The sequence below is a fragment of the Streptomyces sp. NPDC021093 genome, assembly GCF_044333135.1.
Classification (GTDB): domain Bacteria; phylum Actinomycetota; class Actinomycetes; order Streptomycetales; family Streptomycetaceae; genus Streptomyces.
Window position 1 is genome coordinate 649,802 of the sequence record NZ_JBIRQJ010000004.1, and the last position, 22,322, is coordinate 672,123.

Here is a 22,322-nt window from a genome sequence, read left to right on the forward strand (position 1 = left end):
GGTCTTACGGACGGCGGGCCAGGGGGTCCGGCCAGGGGCGCCAGGTGGTCCGGCCAGGGCTTCTTGCGGGGGCCGCGCCACCGGGCCCGGACGGACGGGCCCCGGACCCGTAAGGGGTGGTGTGTCGGTCCGGGCGGCAGGAATGGCGATTGTCGGGTTACCGTCTCCGAGTGGCCGTTGCGGGCTTTCGGGCTTTTGCCGTTTGACACGAGGGCGGGTTGTACCGTCACACTCCGCAGCGTTATGCGTCCGGCACAGCCGTGCCGGACGGGTATCGACCACCACTTGTGACCACCGAGTGTCGACCGGAGAGAAGAGCCAAGTTGTCCCCGACCAGCGAGACCGCACAGGGCGGCCGCCGACTCGTCATCGTCGAGTCGCCTGCCAAGGCGAAGACGATCAAGGGCTACCTCGGCCCCGGATACGTAGTCGAGGCGAGCGTCGGGCACATCCGCGACCTCCCGAACGGCGCCGCCGAGGTGCCGGACAAGTACACCGGCGAGGTCCGTCGCCTCGGGGTCGACGTCGAGAACGACTTCCAGCCCATCTACGTCGTGAACTCCGACAAGAAGGCGCAGGTCAAGAAGCTCAAGGAGCTGCTGGCCGAGTCGGACGAACTCTTCCTGGCCACCGATGAGGACCGCGAGGGCGAAGCCATCGCGTGGCACCTCCAGGAGGTCCTGAAGCCCAAGGTCCCGGTCCACCGGATGGTCTTCCACGAGATCACCAAGGACGCGATCCGCGAGGCGGTCTCGAACCCCCGCGAGCTGAACAAGCCGATGGTCGACGCGCAGGAGACCCGGCGCATCCTCGACCGGCTGTACGGCTACGAGGTGTCGCCGGTCCTGTGGAAGAAGGTCATGCCGAAGCTGTCGGCGGGCCGTGTCCAGTCCGTCGCCACACGTCTTGTCGTCGCCCGGGAACGCGAGCGCATCGCTTTTCGTTCTGCTGAGTACTGGGACCTCACCGGTACGTTCTCCACCGGACGCACCGGGGACGCCTCCGACCCGTCCTCTCTGGTCGCCCGCCTGACGACGGTCGACGGCAGGCGTGTCGCCCAGGGCCGCGACTTCAGCGCGGCCGGACAACTGAAGAGCGACGTCCTGCACCTGGACGAGGCGAACGCACGAGCGCTGGCCGCCGCCCTCGCCGACTCCTCCTTCGCGGTGCGCTCGGTCGAGTCCAAGCCGTACCGCCGCTCGCCGTACGCTCCGTTCCGTACGACGACCCTCCAGCAGGAGGCGTCCCGCAAGCTGGGATTCGGCGCGAAGTCGACCATGCAGGTGGCCCAGAAGCTGTACGAGAACGGCTTCATCACCTACATGCGTACGGACTCCACCACGCTGTCCGGCACCGCGATCACCGCCGCCCGCGCCCAGGTGACGCAGCTGTACGGCGCCGACTACCTGCCGGACAAGCCGCGCACGTACGCCGGCAAGGTCAAGAACGCGCAGGAGGCGCACGAGGCGATCCGCCCGTCGGGCGACCGTTTCCGCACTCCGGCCGAGACCGGTCTGACCGGCGACCAGTTCCGGCTCTACGAGCTGATCTGGAAGCGGACCGTCGCCTCCCAGATGAAGGACGCGGTCGGCAACTCGGTGACCGTGAAGATCGCGGGCCAGGCCTCGGACGGCCGCACCGCCGAGTTCTCGGCCTCCGGCAAGACGATCACCTTCCACGGCTTCATGAAGGCGTACGTCGAAGGCGCCGACGACCCGAACGCGGAGCTGGACGACCGCGAGCGACGCCTCCCGCAGGTCGCCGAGGGCGACGCGCTCGGCGCCGAGGAGATCACGGTCGACGGCCACGCGACGAAGCCGCCGGCCCGCTACACCGAGGCCTCGCTGGTCAAGGAGCTGGAAGAGCGCGAGATCGGGCGTCCGTCCACGTACGCCTCGATCATCGGCACGATCCTGGACCGCGGTTACGTCTTCAAGAAGGGCACGGCACTGGTCCCGTCCTTCCTGTCGTTCGCCGTGGTCAACCTGCTGGAGAAGCACTTCGGCCGGCTCGTCGACTACGACTTCACCGCGCGGATGGAGGACGACCTCGACCGCATCGCGCGGGGCGAGGCGCAGTCCGTGCCGTGGCTGCGGCGGTTCTACTTCGGCGAGGGCGAGGCGACGGGCGTCGCGTCCGACGCGGGCAACGGCGACGGGGACCACCTGGGTGGTCTCAAGGAGCTGGTGACGGACCTCGGCGCGATCGACGCGCGGGAGATCTCGTCGTTCCCGGTGGGCGACGGGATCGTGCTGCGGGTCGGCCGCTACGGTCCTTACGTCGAGCGTGGCGAGAAGGACGCGGAGAACCACCAGCGCGCGGACGTCCCGGACGACATGGCGCCGGACGAGCTGACCGTGGAGTACGCGGAGGAGCTGCTGGCCAAGCCGAGCGGCGACTTCGAGCTGGGTGCGGACCCGGAGACGGGCCGGCAGATCGTCGCGAAGGACGGCCGTTACGGGCCGTACGTCACGGAGATCCTGCCCGAGGGCACCCCGAAGACGGGCAAGAACGCGATCAAGCCGCGGACCGCTTCGCTGTTCAAGTCGATGTCGCTGGACACGGTGACGCTGGCGGACGCGCTGAAGCTGATGTCGCTGCCGCGAGTGGTGGGTGTCGACGCGGAAGGTGTCGAGATCACCGCGCAGAACGGGCGGTACGGGCCGTACCTCAAGAAGGGGACGGACTCGCGCTCGCTGGAGACCGAGGACCAGCTCTTCGCCATCACGGTGGAGGAGGCGCTGGCGATCTACGCCCAGCCGAAGCAGCGCGGGCGGGCCGCCGCCAAGCCGCCGCTGAAGGAGCTGGGCACGGACCCGGTGAGCGAGCGTCCGGTGGTGGTCAAGGACGGCCGTTTCGGTCCCTATGTGACCGATGGGGAGACGAACGCGACGCTGCGGTCCGGCGACAGCGTGGAGGAGATCACGCCCGAGCGCGGGTACGAGCTCCTGGCGGAGAAGCGGGCCAAGGGGCCGGCGAAGAAGACGGCCAAGAAGGCGGCAAAGAAGGCTCCGGCGAAGAAGGCTGCCGCGAAGAAGACGGCGGCCAAGAAGACGGCTTCTTCTACGGCGGCGAAGAAGACCGCTGCCGCGAAGAAGGCGCCGGCGAAGAAGGCTCCTGCCAAGAAGGCGGCGGCGGCTTCCGAGTAGTCGGGGCGTTGGGTTGGGCGGTCGCGCGGGCGTGCGGTCGTGAGGGGGCGGCTCCGCGTGGGGGCCGCCCCCTTGCCCACCCGTTCCGCCCCAGGGGGCGGCCCCTGTGCCCAAGGGGGCTAGGGGCGTAACTCCAGCCCCGTCCACACGTCAGTTCGAGTGCCCGCGCATGCGCCCCCGGCACTGCGGATAGGCTGGCGGGATGACGCGAGCCGAGCAGCCAACGGTCGTGAGCCCCACCTCCGACGCACTAGCCGCAGACTCACGCGAGCGAGCCGTACGGGCTCTTCTGCGCCATCAGCCGCTGAAACGGCTGTGGAGCGCACAGCTCGTCGGTGGTGTCGGGGATGCTCTCGCCCTTCTTGTCCTCCTCCTGCTGACGCTGGAGGCATCAGGCCTCCGGGATGTCTTCGGTGGTGACTACCGGGCCGACGCCTTCGCCGTGGCCTCCGTGTTCGGTGCGCGCATTCTCGCGACGCTGCTGTTCGGTGCCGTACTGCTCGGTCCCGTTTCCGCGCTCGTCGCGCCCGGCGGGCCGCTGGACCGGCGCTGGGCGATGCTCGCCGCCGACGGTGTGCGGCTCGCGCTGCTGGTGATCGCCCCCCTGTGGGTGGTCTGGCTGCCGGGCAAGGCGACGGCGATACTGCTGGTGACCGTGTTCGTGATGGGGGTCGCCGAGCGGCTCTGGACCGTGGCGCGCGAGAGCGCGGCCCCGGCGCTGCTGCCCGCGCCGCCCATAGAGGGCGCTGCGGTACGACCGCTTCCCGATCACCTCGACGCGCTGCGGAGGCTGTCCCTCCGTACGAGCTTCGCGGCGATCCCGCTGGCCGCCGCCGCGCTTCTCGTCGCGGTACTGCTCGCGCGGCTGCTCGGTACCGGCATCGGCTGGTTCGCGCACCACCAGGCGGCGCTCGGGTCGTATCTCGCGGCGGGGCTCTTCGCCGCTTCCGTCTCCACGCTCGTACTGCTGGAACTGCCCGACGTGCTGACGCCGCGTGCCCGTTCCCCGCTGGAGGGCCTGCGGCGTCCCACGACCGGGAACGGGCCCGACAAGGGGCGTACCGGAGCGATTCCGCTTCTTGTTCTGGCGGGTGCTGCCGTCACGATGTCGGTCGCTGCCGCCGGAGCCGTCTCCGTACTGCACGTGCGTGATCTCGGACGCGGGCCCGCGGTGTTCGCGCTGCTCGTGCTCGCCCTCGCGGCGGGCGTGGGCATCGGCATCCGCAGTGCCGCCAAGATCCTTCCGGCGCTGTCGCGGCGTCGGCTGCTCGCCCTCGCGATCGCCGTCACCGGGGTCGCGCTGCTGGCCATGGGGCTGGTCCCGGACACCACCACCGTGCTGCTGCTCGCGCTCCTCGCGGGCGTCGCTGCGGGCGTCGCCGCGAACACCGGGCACACCCTGCTCGACCTGGAGACCGAGGACTACCGCCGGGCCCGCACGACGGAGCACCTGCAGGCGGTCGTACGTGTCTGCGGCGCGCTCGGCGTGCTCGCGGGGCCGCTGCTGGCCGCCGCGATCGGCCTGCACCGGCTGGAGAGCGGAAGCGTCGTCTTCGTACAGGGCGGCGGGGCCGCGTACACGTTGATGCTGGTCGGAGCGTTGCTGCTGCCCGTGGCCGCGCTCGTGCTCGCGAAGGCGGACGACCGTCAGGGAGTGCCGCTGCGGCGCGATCTGCGCGAGGCGATCCGTGGCGGGGAGCCCGCGCAGGCGCCGTCCGCGACCGGCTTCTTCATCGCCCTGGAGGGCGGTGACGGCGCGGGGAAGTCCACCCAGGCCAAGGCGCTCGCCGACTGGATAAGGGCCAAGGGCCACGAGGTCGTGGTGACGCGGGAGCCGGGTGCGACGCCGATCGGCAAGCGGCTGCGGTCGATCCTGCTGGACGTGTCGAGCGCGGGACTCTCGAACCGTGCGGAGGCGCTGCTGTACGCCGCGGACCGTGCGGAGCACGTGGATTCGGTCGTACGGCCCGCGCTGGAGCGCGGCGCGGTCGTCATCAGCGACCGGTACATCGACTCGTCTGTGGCGTACCAGGGTGCGGGCCGGGATCTGGCTCCGACGGAGATCGCGCGCATGTCGCGGTGGGCCACCCACGGTCTCGTACCGCATCTGACGGTTCTGCTGGACGTGTCGCCGGAGACGGCGCGCGAGCGCTTCACCGAGGCGCCGGACCGGCTGGAGTCGGAGCCGCCGGAGTTCCACGCGCGCGTGCGGGCCGGATTCCTGACACTGGCGGCGTCGGACGCGAGCCGCTATCTGGTGGTGGACGCGGGCCAGGAGCCCGAGGCGGTGACCACGGTCGTACGCCACCGGCTGGACCGGATGCTGCCCATGTCCGAGCAGGAGATCGCCGCCCAGGAAGCCGCCCGCAAGGCCGCCGAGGAGGAGGCGCGACGCCTCGCCGAGGAGGAGGCCGCGCGCAAGGCCGAGGAGGAGCGGCTGGAGCGCGAGCGGCAGGAACACCTCGCCCGGCTGCGTGCCGAGGAGGAGGAGCGCAAGCGCCGCGAGATCGAGGAGGCGCGGCTGCGCGAGGCGGAGCGGCAGGCCGAGGAGGCCCGTCAGCGCGCCGAGGAGGCGCGCAAGCAGGCCGAGGAGGAGCGGGTGCGCCGCGAGGCCGAGGCCAAGGCACGGGCGGCGGAGCAGGAACGGCTCCGCAAGCAGGCCGAGGAGGAGGCCAGGCTGCACGCGGAGGCGGAGGAACGCCGCCGCGAGAAGCAGCGCAAGGCGGAAGAGGCGCTGCTGAGGGCAGAGGAGGCGCGGGCGGCCGCGACGGCGGCATCGGCGGCCTCCGCGGCGGCGGCCGCCGTGCGGGTGCCGGAGCCCGACAACGAGACGACGCTGCAGACGCCGGTCGTACGGCTGAACCTGACGAAGGCGGACGAGACGCCGGGCACGGCGGACGGTCGTACGCCGGACGGTCGTACTCCGGAGGGGCGCACTCCGGACGGTCGTACTCCGGACGGTCGTACTCCGGAAGGGCGCACGCTGGACGGGCGCACTCCGGACATGGCGGAGACGGCGGTGCTTCCGCAGGCGCCGAAGCCTTCGGGCGGCGGGGCGGCGGACGAGACGGCTGTGCTTCCGGCGGTGCGGGACGAGGGCGCCGGTACGGGCTCGGGCCCGGGCGCTCGTACGGCCGCTGGTGCAGGCGCGGGCTCGGGTGCGGCCGATCGGGTTCCGCCGGGGTTCTTCCGCGACGAGGCGGGGGAGGTCCGGACGCAGGAGCTTCCCCAGCTCGACCCGGACAATCCGGGAGGCGGCGGGTCGGAGCGCTCCGACCGGGACCGGCCGCGTCGGCGGTCGGACTGGGCGGAGGAGACGCCGCTGGACGATCTGCCGTCGCTGGCGGACGAGCTGCTGGGCGGGCAGGACGAGGCGGACGAGGGTCGGGGCAAGGGCCGGGGCAAGGGCCGCCCCTGACGGGGAGGGGTTCGAGCCTCTCCCACCTCCCACCTCCCACCTGCCACCTCCCATCTCCTACCTCACCGGTCCACCGGTCACCTCCACCGGTCACCGTTGTCAGTGGTGTCGCCCACAATGGAGACCGGGCCCCCGTACCGGGGCCGTCAGGGTGTGAGGTGGGAGCGGTATGACCGTATGGGACGACCTGGTCGGGCAGGAGCGCGTCCAGGAGCAGCTGGCCGGTGCGGCCAGGGACGCCGATGCGCAGGTCACCGCCCAGTCGGCGGGCGAGTCCGGCGCCGACGCGTCGAAGATGACGCACGCCTGGCTGTTCACCGGCCCGCCCGGCTCCGGCCGTTCGACCGCCGCCCGCGCCTTCGCCGCCGCCCTCCAGTGCACCAGCCCCGACCGTGCGATGGGCGGCATCCCCGGCTGCGGGTTCTGCGACGGCTGCCACACCACCCTCGTCGGGACGCACGCCGACGTGGAGATCGTCCGCACCGATCTCCTCTCCATCGGCGTGAAGGAGACCCGCGACCTGGTCCGCCGCGCTCAGCTCTCCCCGGCGGTCGGCCGGTGGCAGGTCATCGTTCTGGAGGACGCCGACCGCCTCACCGAGGGCGCGGGGAACGTACTGCTGAAGGCCGTCGAGGAGCCCGCCCCCCGCACGGTCTGGCTGCTCTGCGCGCCCTCCCTCGAAGACGTGCTGCCGACGATCCGCTCCCGCTGCCGCCACCTCACGCTCAGCACGCCGTCCGTGACGGCCGTCGCCGACGTTCTCGTACGGCGCGACGGCATCGACCCCGAAGCGGCGATGACCGCAGCCCGCGCCACCCAGGGCCACATCGGCCGCGCCCGCCGCCTGGCCACGGACGAGCGCGCCCGCAACCGCCGGGCCACGGTCCTCCGCCTCCCCCTCCGCGTGGACGACATCGGCGGCTGTCTCAAGGCCGCCCAGGAACTGGTCGACGCGGCGGGCGAGGACGCCAAGCAGGTCGCGGAGGAGGTCGACGAGAAGGAGACCGAGGACCTCAAGGCGGCCCTCGGCGCGGCGGCCGGCGGCCGGATGCCGCGCGGCACGGCGGGTGCGATGAAGGAGCTCGCCGACCGGCAGAAGCGCCGCTCCACCCGTACCCAGCGCGACAGCCTCGACCTCGCCCTCACGGACCTGACCGGCTTCTACCGCGACGTCCTCGCCCTTCAGCTCGGCTCGTCGGTGGCCCTCGCCAATGAGGACGTACGGGAATCCCTGGACCGCATCGCCCGCGACTCCACGCCCGAGCGCACCCTCCGCCGCATCGAGGCGATCATCGCCTGCCGCCAGGCCCTGGACCGGAACGTGGCACCGCTGCTGGCCGTCGAGGCGATGGCGGTGTCACTGCGGGCGGGCTGACAAGGGGAGCTGGGGGAGAGTCGGGGGGACAGTCGGGGGAAGCAGTACGGCCGTGCAGTCCTGCCGGGCCGCGGGGCTCAGCAGGGGGCCGAACCCGGTGAACAGGTTCAGGAGGTCTGCTCCCCAGCGCTTGCGGAAGGCGTCGTCGATGCGCGCGATGTCGAGTTCGTTGGCCGCGGTGAGTTCCGCGAGGTCCCGCCTCTCCTGGAGGGCGGGGGTGCGGATGAGGCCGGTGAACCTGTCCGTGAAGCGCATGGCCGGGTCCGTGAGCACGGGGTACGTGGCCCGCCTGTCGCAGCTCGCGTAGAAGTAGACGACGGCCTCGGCCTCGGGGCCGATCACGGCCTCCAGAGGCCCGCGCCGGTCGGGCGGCAGCAGGACGGGGGCGAAACCGTCGGTGCCGTAGAACGCGTGGCACAGTCCCGCGAGTTGCAGTGCGGGCCGGGCACCCCAGCGGGCGAGCTGTTGGCGTACGCGCTCCAGGTGGGACAGCAGGGTGCCGCCCGGGTGGTCGAGGGCGTCGGCACCGTGCTCGCGCAGGAGTCGTAACGCGGCGCGGGCGGTCCGGTCGGTGTGTCCGGTGTCGGGGCTCATCGGTGACTTCCTTTCGGGCGGCCGGAGTTCACACGGCCACGGATGCGGCAGCGGATGCAGCTGCGGATGCGGCTGCACCGAGGCCGATGACCATCCGCACCCAAGCCCTCGGGCGGGGTCGGCACCCGGCAAGCCCCCGCACACCGTCCGGAGCGGTGCGGGGAAGCCGGCCGGGTTGCCGCCTTGGGCCCGGAAAAGATCGTCCCGCCTGCCCAATACTCAAGTCAATCCTCGGGTTTCCTTGCCCACCTCCAAGCTGTAGCTTCAGCTTCCATGACCCTCGACGACCTCCGCGTCTTCGTCGCCGTGTGCCGCAGCGGCAGCCTCAGCGCCGTCGCCCGCGAGCTGTGCTGCACGCAGTCCGCGGTGAGCCAGCACATCAAGCGGCTGGAACGGGAGACCGGCATCGCGCTGCTGGAGCGCCATCCGCGCGGAGTGGTGCCCACCCCGGCCGGGCAGCTCCTGCACAGCGCGGCGGCCGGCGGCCTCGGTGACATCGACCACGCCCTGCGCCGCCTGCGGGACCTGGTGCACGGCGAGGGCGGCTCGGTGCGGGTCACCACCGGCGCGACCACGGTCCGCCACTTCATGTCCGATGCCGTGGTCGCCTTCCGAGGTCAATTCCCGCGCGTCAGCCTGGAGTTCCGGACCACGCACTCCAGCCGCAGCTGCTTCGACGCGCTCCTCGCGGGCGGCCTCGACCTGGCCTGGATCACCCTGGGCGAGCCGGTCCGCGGCATCGAGCAGCGCCCCGTCGTGGAGCTGCCCTGGGTGCTCGCCGTCGCCGCCGACGATCCGCTCGCCGCCAAGTCCCGTATCGACATGGCCGACTTGGCGGACGTACGGCTGATCGGCCTGCCCGAGAACGCCACTTCCCGCTCCCGCCTGGACGCCTGGTTCGCGGCGTCCGGCATCGAGCCGACCTCCGACACCAGCGTCGCCGACTGGGACACCGCGATCCTGCTGGCCGAACTCGGCCTGGGGCACGCGATCGTCCCCGACCTGCCCGGCTGGCACGGCCCCGCCCACCCCCACCTGCGGTTGATCCCCGTCCCCGAACTGCCCACCCTCTGGACGGGCTGGGCCGTGCGCCGCTGGGAAGCGCTGTCCCCGCTCGCCCGCGCCTTCGCCGACACGGTGGAGGCGAGCTGCGACGAGGTCTTCCCGTCGTGCGGCGAGGTCTTGCCGTCGTGACGTGAGGTCTTGCCGCCCTGAGGCGAGGTCTTCCCGTCGTGCGGCGAGGCCTTCCCGTCCGGCCCCGCCGCGAGTCCCGGAGCGACCCACGGTTGACCGCCTCACTCGTACGGGCAACTCCGCGCACCCGAGGCGCACCCCAAGTAACAATCCCACTACGCTCCGGGCATGGATACCAGGCGCCTGCTCCTCACCTCCGCCACCCTGTTCGCCACGACCGGCCTCCTGATCGGCTCCTCCGGCTGCTCGTCCGGCTCGACGTCGTCCCCGTCGCCGAGCCGCACCGTGTCCACCTCCGTGCAGGGCAAGGTCCAGGGCGTGGACCGCGCCGCCCTCGCCCCGTACTACTCCCAGAAGCTGTCCTGGCGGGAGTGCGGCGTCCCCGGCTTCGAGTGCTCGACCATGAAGGCGCCGCTCGACTACGCCAAGCCCGGTGACGGGAACGGCGGCAGTGGCGACATCAAGCTCGCCGTCGCCCGCAAGAAGGCCACCGGCCCCGGCAAGCGCATCGGATCGCTGCTGGTCAACCCGGGCGGACCGGGCGGTTCCGCGATCGGCTACCTGCAGGCGTACGCGGGCATCGGCTACCCGGCTCCCGTCCGCGCCCGCTACGACATGGTCGCCGTCGACCCCCGCGGCGTCGCCCGCAGCGAGCCCGTCGAGTGTCTGACGGGACCCGAGATGGACGTGCACACGCAGGTCGACCAGACCCCGGACGACCCGGCCGAGATCACGAAGCTCAGTGCGGCGTTCGACAAGTTCGCGGCGGGCTGCGAGCAGCGCTCGAAGCGCGTCCTCCCGCACGTCTCCACCGTCGAGGCGGCCCGCGACATGGACGTCCTGCGCGAGATCCTCGGCGACGAGAAGCTCCAGTACGTGGGTGCTTCGTACGGCACCTTCCTGGGAGCCACCTACGCCGAGCTCTTCCCGGACCGCACCGGCCGCCTCGTGCTCGACGGCGCCATGGACCCGTCCCTGCCCGCCCGCGACATGAACCGCGACCAGACCGCGGGCTTCGAGACCGCCTTCCGGTCCTTCGCCGCGGACTGCGTCAAGCAGCAGAGCTGCCCTCTCGGCACCGGCACCCCGGCCCAGGCCGGCACCCGCCTCAAGGCGCTCTTCGCCGCCCTCGACGCCAAGCCCGTCCCCACCAAGGACAAGAAGCGTCCGCTCGGCGAGGCCCTCGCCACCACCGGCGTGATCGCCGCGATGTACGACGAGGGGGCCTGGCCGCAGCTCAGCGCCGGGATCAAGGCCGCCCAGCAGGGCGACGGCAACGGCCTCCTGGCCCTCGCCGACAGCTACTACGAGCGCGACGCGAACGGCAAGTACGCCAACCTCATGTACGCCAACACCGCCGTCAACTGCCTCGACCTCCCTCCGGCCTTCACGTCCTCCACGGACGTCCAGTCGGCCCTCCCCTCCTTCGAAAAGGCCTCCCCGGTCTTCGGCGAAGGGCTCGCCTGGGCCTCCCTGAACTGCGCCTCCTGGCCGGTCGAGCCCACCGGCAAGCCCCACCGCATCAAGGCGGAGGGCGCCGCTCCGATCGTCGTGGTCGGCACCACCCGCGACCCGGCCACCCCGTACAAGTGGGCCGAGTCCCTCGCTGGCCAGCTCGACTCCGGCACCCTCCTCTCGTACGACGGCGACGGCCACACCGCGTACGGCCGCGGCAGCGACTGCATCGACACGGCGATCAACACCTACCTCCTGGAGGGCACCCCTCCCAAGGACGGCAAGCAGTGCCGCTGACCTCTCCCGTGCTCTCTTCGGCCCTCGTCCCGACCCCCGTCTGACCTGCACGGAGTCCACCGTTCCGGGGGTGTGCGGAGCACCCCCGGAAACTGTGTAGACTTGGCTCCGCTGCTGATCGCACCATGGTGTGAACGGCAGCAATGCCGCCTTAGCTCAGTTGGCCAGAGCAACGCACTCGTAATGCGTAGGTCTCGGGTTCGAATCCCGAAGGCGGCCCGGATCAGCCCCAGGACTCACTCGCCGTGACCTGGGGCTTTTTCATGTCCGGGTGTCCTTCGGGACCGGGGCGTTCTTCAGAGCCGGGGCTAGTGGGGCTTGCCCTTGGGAGGCTTGGGAGGCTTCGGGGGTTCTCCTCTGGTGTTAGTGCGGACGACCTCGATGCCCCGGGCCGCGTTCGCCGTGGTCAGGGTGTGTGGGCCGGTGACGGGGCGGCTGGGCAGGAGGTAGCCGTCGGGGACTGCTGTTTCGCGGAGGTAGTACGCGCCGAGCGGCAGTCCGGTGAAGGTGCACCGGCCTCCCCGGTCCGTGGCGCAGCCGGGGCCGGTGAGGGTGTCGGGGCGGGGGCCGGACATCTGCAGGCCGGGGATCCTGTTGGTCTCCCGCCAGAGCTGGAACACCGCGCCCAGAAGCGGCCTGCCGGTGGTGGCGTCCCGTTTGAGGACGGTGATCCGGCCCAGGACGGGGCGGACGGGCTGGTTGTGCGCGGTCGCCGTGACGCCCTTCGCGGCGTTGTCCACGGTCAGGGTCAGGGGGCCCACGACGCCCGGCCGGGGCAGGACGTACCCGGTGGGGGCCTGGATCTCCTGCCAGTAGTAGGTGCCGAGTGCGAGTTCCTCGCTGCGGCAGACCCCGTCCGCCCCTGTGGTGCAGGGGGTGCCGAGCGCGGTGTCCGAGGGCTGCAGGCCCGGGGTGCCGTTGGTCTCGTGCCAGAGCTGGAAGACCGCGCCGGCGAGCGGCTTTCCGGTGCCGGCGTCCTTCTTGACGACGGTGACCCTTCCGGTCGGCGGGAGGTAGTAACCGGCGTCGTGGGTGTGGTCGTTGTCCCCGGCCGCGCCCGTGGTGAGGACGTCGGTCTGGGTCTTCGGGTCCGGGTCGGAGTCGATCGAGCGGTTGGTGCCGCGTTCCTTCGCCGTCGGTACGAGCTCGGCGGGGGCGGGCCGTTCGGGGATGCCGCTGGTGTCGGCGGTCGTCACGTCGAACTTGATGCGGTACGTCGTCCTCGGCTCGACCTGGAAGTAGTACTCGCCGCGGGCGTCGGTCGTGGTGGTCCGCAGGACGTTGCCGTCCTTGTCCAGGAGGGTGACCGTCGTGCCGGGTACGGGTTCCTCGGTCGGTCCCTGGATGCCGTCGCGGTCGCGGTCGAACCAGACCCGGTTGCCGATCTGGACCGGCGCCTCGTCGCACAACAGCTCCAGGTCACCGAGGCCGTTGGCCTTGCCGAAGGTGCCCTTCCCCTCTTCGATCTGGTAGTCATCGCCGCCCGCGCCGGTGGCGTTGTCGAACTTCCGCACACCGCCCGAGAAGATCGTCAGCGGGTCCACGATCGTCGAGACCGTCTTGGTGAAGCGGGGGGCGAAGGCGAGCCCGCCCTGCAGCGACTCGGCGAGCTGGCCGAGCGTGGAGTCTCCGGGGTAGTACTCCTTCACCCCGTTCTGCTGCGGCGGCTCGGTGCCGTCGACGAAGTGGTTGGGGCAGGCCGGTGAGTCGCTGTCCCACACCCAGCCGCCCGCGGTTCTGCACACCCTGGTGATGTCGCCCATGGCGGGGAAGAGGGAGCGCTGCGCGGTGTCCGTGCTGCCCTCAGGGGCGAGCGCCTCGTACCCGGCCTGGTCGCCGAGCCGGTCCCGGAAGCCCAGGATCAGCGAGCCGTCGCGGTCGAAGACGAGGTCGGACAGCATCGGGCCGGGGAAGTTCGCCTGGATGAACCACTTGTACGGGTCCCAGGTCTGCAGCCAGGGCCGCCAGGCGGTGTCCCCCTGCACGGCGGCGTAACCCATGCCCCGCGCGTAGTCGAGGGCGTGGGAGACGACCGTACTGAACGAGGTGCCGGACAGCTTGAGGACGTAGGCCCGCAGGTCGGCGCTCCGCTGGGAGGACTCGGCGGAGCAGGTGCCGCCGACGTACACGGCGCCGTCGTGGACTCCGAGGCCGTACGGGCGCCAGTCGCCGGCGCCGGACGGGCAGCCGGGGTCGGGGACCGGGATGACCTGGGCGGGGGCGGCCTGCGGATTCCCGGGGGCCGCGCCCGCCGTGTCGTAGACGTAGAGGCTCTTCGCCTTGAGGCCCATCGCGTACAGCTTGCTGCCGTCCTCCGACAGGTCGAGGTCGCCCAGGCCCTCCTTGCCGACCGCGTCGTTGATCGCCATGGTGTCGCGGGTCAGGTCGGTGGAGTGCTCGGCGTCACCGGCGTCAGGGACGGTCGCGAAGACCGACGTCCGGTCGGTCTTGCGGTCGACGAGGTAGATCCCGCCGGGGCCCGCCGGGCCGTAGGGGATCAATCGTTTCGTCAGGGCGCCCACGAAGAGCTGGTCGGTGTCGCGCTTGTGGGCCAGTCCGTAGGTGGCACCGATCTGGTCGGACGTCGCCTCGGTCGTCGGCTGCTCCGAGTTCCCGGTGCGGTCGTAGGGCCAGGACACCAGCGCCCTGACGCCCACGCTTCCGGCCGCGTCCTGCCGCTGGCAGGGCGTGGCCAGGTCGGGGTTCTCCTGGCAGTAGTCGGCCGGGTTGTGCACGCCCGTGACGACGTCGGCGTTCCCGCCGTCGGAGACGTTCACGAACTCGACCAGCGAGGACAGGGAAGGGGCGGGACCGCCCGCCTGCGCGGGGCGCAGATATGTCTTGGTGGCCGGAATGACGGCCTCCACCCGGTACCGCCCGCCGGTCAGCCCCAGGCTGCCCGGGGCGAAGCGCACCTTGCCGTCGGAGCCGGTGACCGCCGTCCGTACGGTGCCCGCTGCGTCGGTCAGCGTCACGGGGATGCCGGGCTCGCCCACCTCAAGGGCGGGCGTCCAGCTGCCGTCGGAGTCCACGTCCCGTACGACGGTCACGGTGACGGTGCCGTCGGCGCGGGCGTCCGGCGCGCCCGACGCGGGAGTACCGGCGAGGGACGGAACGGCGAGGGCGAGTACCGCGCCCGCCATCCACCGGCGGCTCCACCCGCGGCTCCGTCGACGGTTCCGCACGGGCGGAAAGGGTGGTCTTCTCATGTTCCTCATTCCCACTGCTGTCGTCGCAGATGGCGGAATGATCTCCTCCGGTCGTACGATCGCGACCCGTCCGAGGGATGAGTCGCCCGCTCCTCACCCGTCCGCTGCGCCGCTTTCGTTCGCGTGGACCGACGAACGGAGCCCGGTGCCCCCTGCACGGATGATGCGTGCGGGGGACACCGGGCTCTTTCGGCTCAGTTACTGCTGAGGGTCGTGGCCTCGGTCAGCGGCTGCTGAGGGCCGGCAGCTGACCGCACTCGCCGCCCGCGCACTTGCTCAGCCAGCTGGCGAAGTCGGCGTCGTACCTGGTGCCGATGGTGTCGCGGAGGAAGGTGGCGGCCGCTTCGTACTCGCCCGCGCGGTAGTGGCCGAGCAGGGTGGCCACGTCACCGGGGTGCGACTGGAGCATGTAGCGGACGCCCAGGTAGCCCCACTGGTAGATACGGGTGGTGTCGGAGTTCTCGTAGGTGTTCCCGAAGAGCTGGCTGAGCGTGTACGTGTTCTTGCCCGCCTCCTCGATCGCCCTGTCGTAGGTGACGCCGCGGTACGCGTACGAGACGTACTCGGCGAAGCCCTCGACCCACATCACGGTCGGGGTGGTCTGCCCGGCCGCGAAGTCGCCGTGCATGTTGTAGCGGCCGTCGAGGTAGTGGGTGTACTCGTGGTTGAGGTTCCAGATCTGGAACGCGCCGTCCTGGGCGGGCTGTTCGTAGGCGATGAAGCGCGGCTGGTTGCCCTGGACGGCCGGGTCGCCCTCCAGGTACATGCCGCCGTTGTTGGTGTCGATGCCGAAGATGATTCCGGCGTAGGTCCGGTAGTCGTTGCTGGAGTTGAAGGCGACGATCTCGATGTTGGTGTTGTTGTCGTCCTTGACCGGGCCGGGGTCCTTGACGATGTTGTGGAAGACCGGGTCCTGCTTGAGGACGCTTTCGCAGCTGGCCGCCAGTTCGGTGGCGGTCAGTTCCTGGGCGACGATCTTGGCGCTCGGTCCGCACGAGTGCTTGACCGTCAGTACGGCTTCCCGCACCCGGTTCTGCAGGTCACAGGTGCCGTACTCGGCACAGTTCGCCTTGTCGAAGGCGTCCGTCATCCCGGCGACGGTGATCCACAGCGCGGCGGTGCGCCCGGTCATCTGGCTGCGGCCGAGCAGCTCCTTGACCAGCGGCTTGACGAGGTCCTTCAGGTCGGCGTGCTGAAGGAAACGGCCGATTTCGAGTCCGGCGTTGCTGACCAGGTAGGACTTGTCGGTACCGAGCAGGTCGTCGTGGGCGACGGCGAAGTCGCGCATTCCGGTGAGCACGCTCGGGTCCGCCTTCACCGCTGCCGCGAACTCCGGCAGCTGGTGGCCGCGGAACATGACGGTGTAGGTGTTGTTGACGGCCGCGACCATCCAGTAGAACTCGTCGTACGACGCGTTGTAGTCCTTCTGCAGGCGCTTGACCACGTTGAGGAAACGGATGTTCTCGCCGGAGCTGTCGATCAGGATGACGGCCTCGGCCAGGGTCTGGCCGTTGGCCTCGGTGACGTCGAAGGCGTGCGAGGAGGCGAAGAAGGCGTCCAGGGCACCCTGGATGGCGCTCTTCAGCGCCGGGCCGTACTCGCCGACGTTCTCCGGCTGGCCCCACTGGACGTAGTAGCCGGCGCGCAGGAACAGCACCAGCTGGCTCGCCGAAGTGCTGTTGTCACCCGGGTAGTTGGCCGAGACGTCCCTGAGGGCGTTCGCCACCGTGACCATCTGTTCCTCGCGGAAGATGGCCTTGGCGTCCCCGCCGGTCACGCTGAACAACGTGTTGATACAGCCGACTTCCGACTTCTTGATCTGCTCGACCAGGGCGGCGCCGGTCCTTGAGGCGAAGTCGCTGACGTTGCACTCCGCAGCGGCCTTCGCCTCGGCGCGGGCCTTCTTGCGCTCCGCGGCGTTCTGGGGTGCGGGGCGCGGGGGGCGCAGCGTGGGGTTCGAGGCGCGCGCGGCCGATCGCGGGGAGGTGGCGGCGTGCCCGGGTGCGAGGTCGGCGTCGAGCACGGTGGCGGTGGCGGGCTGTGGGGCGGCCCGGAGCGCGGACGGCAGTGCGGGGGCCTGCCTCGGTGCGGACTTGGGTGTTCCGGCGTCGGCCGGGACCGGGGCCGCCACGCCCGTGGGGGCGAGCAGGGTGAGCCCCAGGCCGGCGGCGGCCACGGTGGGTATCAACAGGCGGGTGAATTTCCTGACGGTGGGGGGTCTGCGCATGGCGATGGCCTCCAGGCCGGTCGGCAGCCGTGCTCGGGGCACGGCGGTGGGGGGAGCGGACCGTTGTGGCAACGGAAGTTGAGCACTTCCGGAGCTGTCATGCCCGCGAAAAGTGTGACCGTACAATTTCACAGTTCACATGGCAGTGGTAGGGGGCTGCACGCAACAGAAGAAATTGATGTGGCGTCAGGTGCCGGGTGTGGTGGGGGACTTGGGCCCTCGCGGCTCTCGGGCCGGGTCGCCGCGGCGCTCGTCGGGTGCGGGAACGTGCAGGTGGGCGTGGTTCTACCGCTGTGGTGGTGCTGGAGGTGCGGGGCGACGAGGGTGTCGTTGGGTGGTGAGTCCCTCGGCGGCGTGGTGCAGCGGGTGGTCCCGGGACGGGATGCGGGCGCGGGCCGCGCTTGTCGTGACAGTGTGCGACGACACGTCGCACTTGCAGTGACATCACGAGCGGGTCGACTCTTGTAGGAGTCTACGAAGAGCCGGTCTCAGCCTGCGGGGTTTTCATGTCTTCCACGCCTAGCTGACTCCGCTCGGTTGGCTGTGTACTCCTCACACAAGGTGCAACGAAGCAAGGGATGAGCGCGTGGACTTCCTCCGACCCGCCCCACGGGCGGAAGTGCTGGACGCCGAGGCCGGCCGCTCTGCCCCTGTCGCCGTCGACCACCCGGAGGCGGCCCGGCGTGCGAGGGAACCGCGCTGATCACCCGCACCCCTTCCGAACCAGGCTGATCCCCCGTTCACCGTTGCCGAACCTCACCGATACCGAACCTCACCGATACCGAATCTCACTGATCCCGAACCTCACCGATACCGAACCAAGGAGTCACCGTGACCGCGCACGCCCAGGAGAAGAGCATCCAGGAGCTTGAGAGTGCCTGGATGGACGAGGCGATCAGGCTGGCCACCACCAGCGTGCAGAACGGTGGCGGTCCGTTCGGCGCACTGGTGGCCAAGGACGGCGAGATCGTCGCCATCGGGAACAACCAGGTCACCGCGAACCTGGACCCGACGGCGCACGCCGAGGTGAGCGCGATGCGCGCGGCCTGTCAGAAGCTGAACACCTTCTCGCTCGAAGGCTGTGTCCTGATCACCTCGTGCGAGCCGTGCCCGATGTGTCTTTCGTCCGCGCTGTGGGCGCGGGTCGACCGGATCGTCTTCGCCGCGGACCGGGACGACGCCGCGGTGGCCGGGTTCGACGACCGCAAGTTCTACGACCTGTTCGAGAAGAAGCCCCAGTCGATGTGGCCGGCGCAGATCGTGCGGCTGGACGTGGCGAACCGTACGGAGCCGTTCGACGCGTGGCTGGCCAAGTCGGACCGTATCGACTACTGAAACTCCGTACCGGAGTACCGGAGTACCGGAGTACCGGAGTACCGGAGTGCCGGAGTGCCGGAGTGCCGGAGTGCCGGAGTACCGGGGCGCCGCAGTGTCGGCTCATCGGAAAGACCCCAGGACACACGTGCTGTGACCTGGGGTCTTCCATGTCTGAGGGCTGCCCTGTGGGCAGGCCCGCGCGCGCCCGTGCCTACGCCAAGTCCTCCGGGTACCAGCGCAGTTCGACCGTGTTGCCGTCCGGGTCCTGTACGTAGAGGGACTGGGCCGAGCCGCGGGCGCCGAAGCGGGGGACCGGGCCGTCCAGGACCGTGAAGGTCCCGGAGTCGATGACCGCCTGCCAGTCGAGGGGGTCGACGGTCAGGCAGATGTGGTCGACGTTGGATTCGCCGCGGGGGCGGCTGAACAGGTCGATGATCGTTGCTGAGTTGACGCGCACGGAGGGGAACGGGACCTTGCCGGCCCGCCACTCCTCGACCCGGACCGGCGCCAGGCCGAGGGGGCCGGTGTAGAAGGCCAGGGAGCGTTCCACGTCCTGGACGTTGAGCACCAGGTGGTCGAAGTCCTTCACGCGCAGCTGAGGCAGAGACGGCAGAGACATGAGGGGAATCAAGCAGGGGCGAGGGGTGGCTGTCAATGCCTGGTGAGGGGGGCGGGGGCGGGGCTGAGGGGGGGGCTGGCCTGGGGGTTCCCCCTCAGCGCGGTGGCTCAGGTGGGCGGCCGCTGGGTCCAGACCTCCAGTTCGGGGCGGCCGTTGGCGGCGGGGATGCGGTCCGTGCGGCTCCAGTGCCAGGATTCGTACGCCGCCTTGGCCGCCGTGTTGGAGGGCTCGATGAGCGTGGTGACGAGCTCGGCGTCGACCCGTACGAGCAGGCGTTCCTGGAGGCGTTCGGCGACCTTCTGACGGCGGTGGGAGGGGGCGACCATCAGATCGGCCACGTTGAACACCCGCCCGGAGTCAGCGAGTTGCCCGATCTCGGGCGGGGCGATGTCGTGGCGTCCGTACCACCAGGAGCCCTGCCGGTCGGGGAGGTAGCCGTAGATGCAGCCGACCAGGGCGGTGGCGGAGCTGGCGATCAGGAGGTCGAAGCCCGGACGCTGGACGTCGGCCGCGAAGCGGGTGAGGAAGGCGGTCCGGTCGTGGAAGGCCGGGTCGCAGGGGTTGTTCGGGTCGTTCGGGTCGTCCGGGGGCACCGTTTCGTACGGATTGCGCCTCGGGCGCGTACTGCTCGTCCTCGCCCTGCTGCTGTCGCGGTACGTCAGTTCGTACAAGTCCGCGATGGATTCCCGCTGTTGGTCGGCCTGCCATCTGCTCAGCCGACGGAAGAACACCTCTGCCACTGCTGCCATGCCCACAGCGTGACAGTGGGGAGCGGGTTGTGGAACAGGACCTACGCCTGGAACAGGACCTACGCCGAGCGCGCGAGCGCCGCCTCTATCTGGGTGGTGACCTCGGCGGCGGGCAGCGGGCGGCCCGCGCGGTCGAAGCCGTGGATCGAGGTCTCGCCGAGCCGGACCGTGGGGGTGCCGCGGACCCCGCTGCGGCCGAAGGCCTCGGCCACAGCGACCGCCCACGGGACGTACGTACCGGAGAGGGTCGCCTCGCGGAAGGCGGGCGCGACCACGCCCACGGACTCGCCGACGCGCAGGACGACCGAGGGGTCGCCGTAGGAGTCGACGCTCTCGTCGGGCTGCTGGGCGTAGAGGGCCTCGTGCAGGGTCTTGAAGTCCTGCTGGCTCTCGTGGAGCGCCGCGCCCGCCGCGCTCAGCGCCGTCGTGGAGCCCCGGCCGCCGAGCATGCCGTCGAGGAACGCCGCGAAGTGGTACTCCAGGCGCAGCCGGCCGTCGTCCGCGAAGCGGCGGATCGCGGCGCCCGCGCTGAGCTCCAGGCCCGCGCAGTACGGACAGCGGAAGTCCTCGTAGAGGGAGAGGACCGGGAGCGCGCCCGCCTCTCCGTACGGGACGACCAGCCCGGACTCGCCCGTGGCGTGCGCGGGCCTCCGGGGCGGCTGCTCCGGCTGCGACGACTGCGACGACTGCGACGACTGCGGGAACTGGGGCGGCGCGGGCTGCTGCGACATGAACCGGGCTCCTTTTCGTCTCTCTCAGGTACGCACAGGGGGGCGGGCAGCGCATCTTCACGCCGCGTGCGCGGCCCGTGGGGACAGTCACTTGGCGTCGGCATAGCACTCCACCGCCGCCACCGTGAACGGGAACCGCACCGGGGTCTCCCCGAAGGCGATCCGCCCGGCCAGCTCACCGGCCGCGCGGATCGCCGCCGTGACCGCTTCCGTCTCCTCCGCCGGGCAGTGCACGATCACCTCGTCGTGCTGGAAGAAGACCAGCTCGGCCTTCATCCCCGCCGAGTGCAGGGACTGCCGCAGCGCCGCCAGCATCAGCAGTGCCCAGTCCGCCGCGCTGCCCTGGACGACGAAGTTGCGGGTGAAGCGGCCGCGGGCGCGGTCGTTGCGCGAGGCGTAGCCCGGGGTGTATCCGTCCTCCGAGGAAGGCGCGTCCACCCCGGAAAGCGATTCGTCCGGGTCCTGCGGGATTCCCGCCTCCCCGGAGTCGTCGTCCGAACCCGCCGCCGGTGGGCAGGTCCGGCCCAGCCAGGTGCGCACGAGGCGGCCCTCCTCGCCCGCCCGCGCCGCGTCGTCCACGTACTGCACGGCGCGCGGGAACCTCCGGCGCATCGCGGCCAGGTTCTTCAGGCCGTCGCCCGAGGTCTGCCCGTACACCGCGCCCAGCACGGCGATCTTCGCGGCCTCGCGGTCGCCGGAGAAGGCCCGGTCGGAGACCGCCTTGTAGAGGTCGCCCGGCTGGCCCGCGACGTCCATCAGGCCGGGGTCGCGGGAGATCGCGGCCAGGACGCGGGGTTCCATCTGGTCGGCGTCGGCGACCACCAGCCGCCAGCCCTCGTCGGCGACGACCGCGCGCCGGATGACCTTGGGGATCTGGAGCGCGCCGCCGCCGTTGGTCACCCAGCGGCCGGTCACCGTGCCGCCCGGCAGGTACTCGGGTCGGAAGCGGCCGTCGCGCACCCAGTCCTGGAGCCAGCCCCAGCCGTGCGCGGTCAGGATCCGGTAGAGCTTCTTGTACGCGATCAGGGGGGCGACGGCCGGGTGGTCGATCTCTTCGAGCTCCCAGCGCCGGGTCGACTTGATCTTGATTCCGGCCTGCGCGAACGCCTTGATGACATCGGCCGGCAGCTCGGGGCGGACCCGGCGGCCGAACGCCTCCGACACCTGGTCAGCCAGCTCGGCCATCCGGCGCGGGTCGCCGCCGCCCGCATACCGCTCGCCGAGGAGCTCGTCCAGTACGGACCGGTGGACGTCGGCCCGCCAGGGCAGCCCGGTCTGGTTCATCTCGGCGGCGACGAGCATTCCGGCGGACTCGGCGGCCGTCAGCAGGCGCATGCGGTCCGGGTGCTCGGCCGCCTCGTGCCGTCCGACCTGGTCCTCGTACACCTGGAGGAGGGCCTCGAAGGGGACGTGCACCGGCTGCGGCTCGAACAGCGAGGACTGGGAGCCGGGCTCGGCGGCGCGCTGCGGGGGATCGGGCGGTACGGGGAGGTGGTGGAGGCGGGCGTACGCGGCCGCTGCGGAACGGGGCTCGCCCCAGCGGCCGGCCTGGCCGAGGAGGAGGAGCTCGGCGTCCTCGATGTCGTAACAGCGGGGGACGTGGACGCCGGCGGCGAGGAGGCGGGGGTAGATCTCGGCGGTGGAACGCCAGACCCAGCGGGTCGCCCCGGGGCGGGAGCGGACGGCCTCGGCGAGGTCGGGTTCGTGGCAGGGGGCGGCGGCGGGGCGGCCGGCCCGGGTCAGCGGGGCCAGCAGTGCCCCGCCGCCTTCCGTCGCGGCGACAGCCCACCGGTCGTTCATGAGATCGAGTGTGGCAGGGGGGTCTGACAATGCACGGCGAGCAGGCGGGAGGGCGCGTGGCCGTGTGGGCGGGAGGGGGCTTGGCCGTGCGGGCGAGGTGTGCGTGGCCGTGCGGGCGGGGTACGCGTGGCCGTGTGCGCGGCGGGGAGCGCGCTTGTCTCGCACGGCAGTTCACGCTATCTACACGC

13 protein-coding genes and 1 tRNA gene are annotated in these 22,322 nt (G+C 71.2%); 7 read left to right on the top strand and 7 right to left on the bottom strand.

The genetic code is table 11. The annotated features are described in order from the left end of the window. Positions 1–323 precede the first annotated feature (323 nt). The 3 genes from topA to ACH4SP_RS15555 all read left to right on the top strand — a co-directional run bounded on the left by topA (position 324) and on the right by ACH4SP_RS15555 (position 7,942). Positions 324–3,149 carry a type I DNA topoisomerase gene (gene topA, locus ACH4SP_RS15545; protein WP_398414831.1) on the top strand — a complete coding sequence of 942 codons (2,826 nt, stop codon included), beginning with the start codon at positions 324–326 and terminating at the stop codon, positions 3,147–3,149. 202 nt (positions 3,150–3,351) lie between these two features. Beyond that, complete coding sequence (gene tmk, locus ACH4SP_RS15550; RefSeq protein WP_398414833.1) at positions 3,352–6,567, top strand: dTMP kinase; 3,216 nt, start codon at positions 3,352–3,354, stop codon at positions 6,565–6,567. A 169-nt stretch (positions 6,568–6,736) separates the two neighbouring features. Further along, the gene (locus ACH4SP_RS15555; protein WP_398414836.1) at positions 6,737–7,942 is read left to right on the top strand and encodes a DNA polymerase III subunit delta'; all 1,206 of its coding nucleotides are present in this window, start codon (positions 6,737–6,739) and stop codon (positions 7,940–7,942) included. Here ACH4SP_RS15555 and ACH4SP_RS15560 read toward each other — a convergent pair. Then, positions 7,925–8,536: a DUF6817 domain-containing protein gene (locus ACH4SP_RS15560; RefSeq protein ID WP_398414838.1), complete on the bottom strand. Its 612-nt coding sequence runs from the start codon at positions 8,534–8,536 to the stop codon at positions 7,925–7,927. The two genes, ACH4SP_RS15555 and ACH4SP_RS15560, sit on opposite strands and share 18 nt — an antisense overlap. 273 nt (positions 8,537–8,809) lie before the next feature. Between ACH4SP_RS15560 and ACH4SP_RS15565 the strand changes: the two genes are divergently transcribed. The 3 genes from ACH4SP_RS15565 to ACH4SP_RS15575 all read left to right on the top strand — a co-directional run bounded on the left by ACH4SP_RS15565 (position 8,810) and on the right by ACH4SP_RS15575 (position 11,701). Beyond that, the gene (locus ACH4SP_RS15565; RefSeq protein WP_398414840.1) at positions 8,810–9,730 is read left to right on the top strand and encodes a LysR family transcriptional regulator; all 921 of its coding nucleotides are present in this window, start codon (positions 8,810–8,812) and stop codon (positions 9,728–9,730) included. A gap of 168 nt (positions 9,731–9,898) precedes the next feature. Beyond that, entirely contained in the window at positions 9,899–11,482 is a 1,584-nt protein-coding gene (locus ACH4SP_RS15570; RefSeq protein ID WP_398414843.1) for an alpha/beta hydrolase, read from the top strand. Between the two features lie 145 nt (positions 11,483–11,627). Then, positions 11,628–11,701: transfer RNA gene (locus ACH4SP_RS15575), tRNA-Thr, on the top strand. An 89-nt stretch (positions 11,702–11,790) separates the two neighbouring features. On the opposite strand, the gene ACH4SP_RS15580 is transcribed toward ACH4SP_RS15575, so the two are convergent. After that, positions 11,791–14,625, bottom strand: coding sequence for a SpaA isopeptide-forming pilin-related protein (locus ACH4SP_RS15580; protein WP_398414845.1), 2,835 nt, complete (start codon positions 14,623–14,625; stop codon positions 11,791–11,793). Between the two features lie 289 nt (positions 14,626–14,914). Continuing rightward, positions 14,915–16,918 (bottom strand): collagenase, encoded by a 2,004-nt coding sequence (locus tag ACH4SP_RS15585; RefSeq protein ID WP_398414847.1) that lies wholly within the window; start codon positions 16,916–16,918, stop codon positions 14,915–14,917. Positions 16,919–17,800: 882 nt separating this feature from the next. Here ACH4SP_RS15585 and ACH4SP_RS15590 point away from each other — a divergent pair. Next, the gene (locus ACH4SP_RS15590; RefSeq protein WP_398415102.1) at positions 17,801–18,253 is read left to right on the top strand and encodes a nucleoside deaminase; all 453 of its coding nucleotides are present in this window, start codon (positions 17,801–17,803) and stop codon (positions 18,251–18,253) included. 193 nt (positions 18,254–18,446) lie between these two features. Here ACH4SP_RS15590 and ACH4SP_RS15595 read toward each other — a convergent pair whose 3' ends face one another. The 4 genes from ACH4SP_RS15595 to ACH4SP_RS15610 form a co-directional block, all read right to left on the bottom strand. Further along, complete coding sequence (locus ACH4SP_RS15595; protein ID WP_398414849.1) at positions 18,447–18,854, bottom strand: VOC family protein; 408 nt, start codon at positions 18,852–18,854, stop codon at positions 18,447–18,449. 107 nt (positions 18,855–18,961) lie between these two features. Continuing rightward, positions 18,962–19,603, bottom strand: a complete 642-nt coding sequence (locus ACH4SP_RS15600; RefSeq protein WP_398414851.1) for a GNAT family N-acetyltransferase — start codon at positions 19,601–19,603, stop codon at positions 18,962–18,964. Positions 19,604–19,662: 59 nt separating this feature from the next. Further along, positions 19,663–20,334, bottom strand: a complete 672-nt coding sequence (locus ACH4SP_RS15605; RefSeq protein ID WP_398414853.1) for a DsbA family protein — start codon at positions 20,332–20,334, stop codon at positions 19,663–19,665. A gap of 87 nt (positions 20,335–20,421) precedes the next feature. Continuing rightward, positions 20,422–22,134, bottom strand: coding sequence for a bifunctional 3'-5' exonuclease/DNA polymerase (locus ACH4SP_RS15610; protein ID WP_398414855.1), 1,713 nt, complete (start codon positions 22,132–22,134; stop codon positions 20,422–20,424). Positions 22,135–22,322 lie beyond the last annotated feature (188 nt).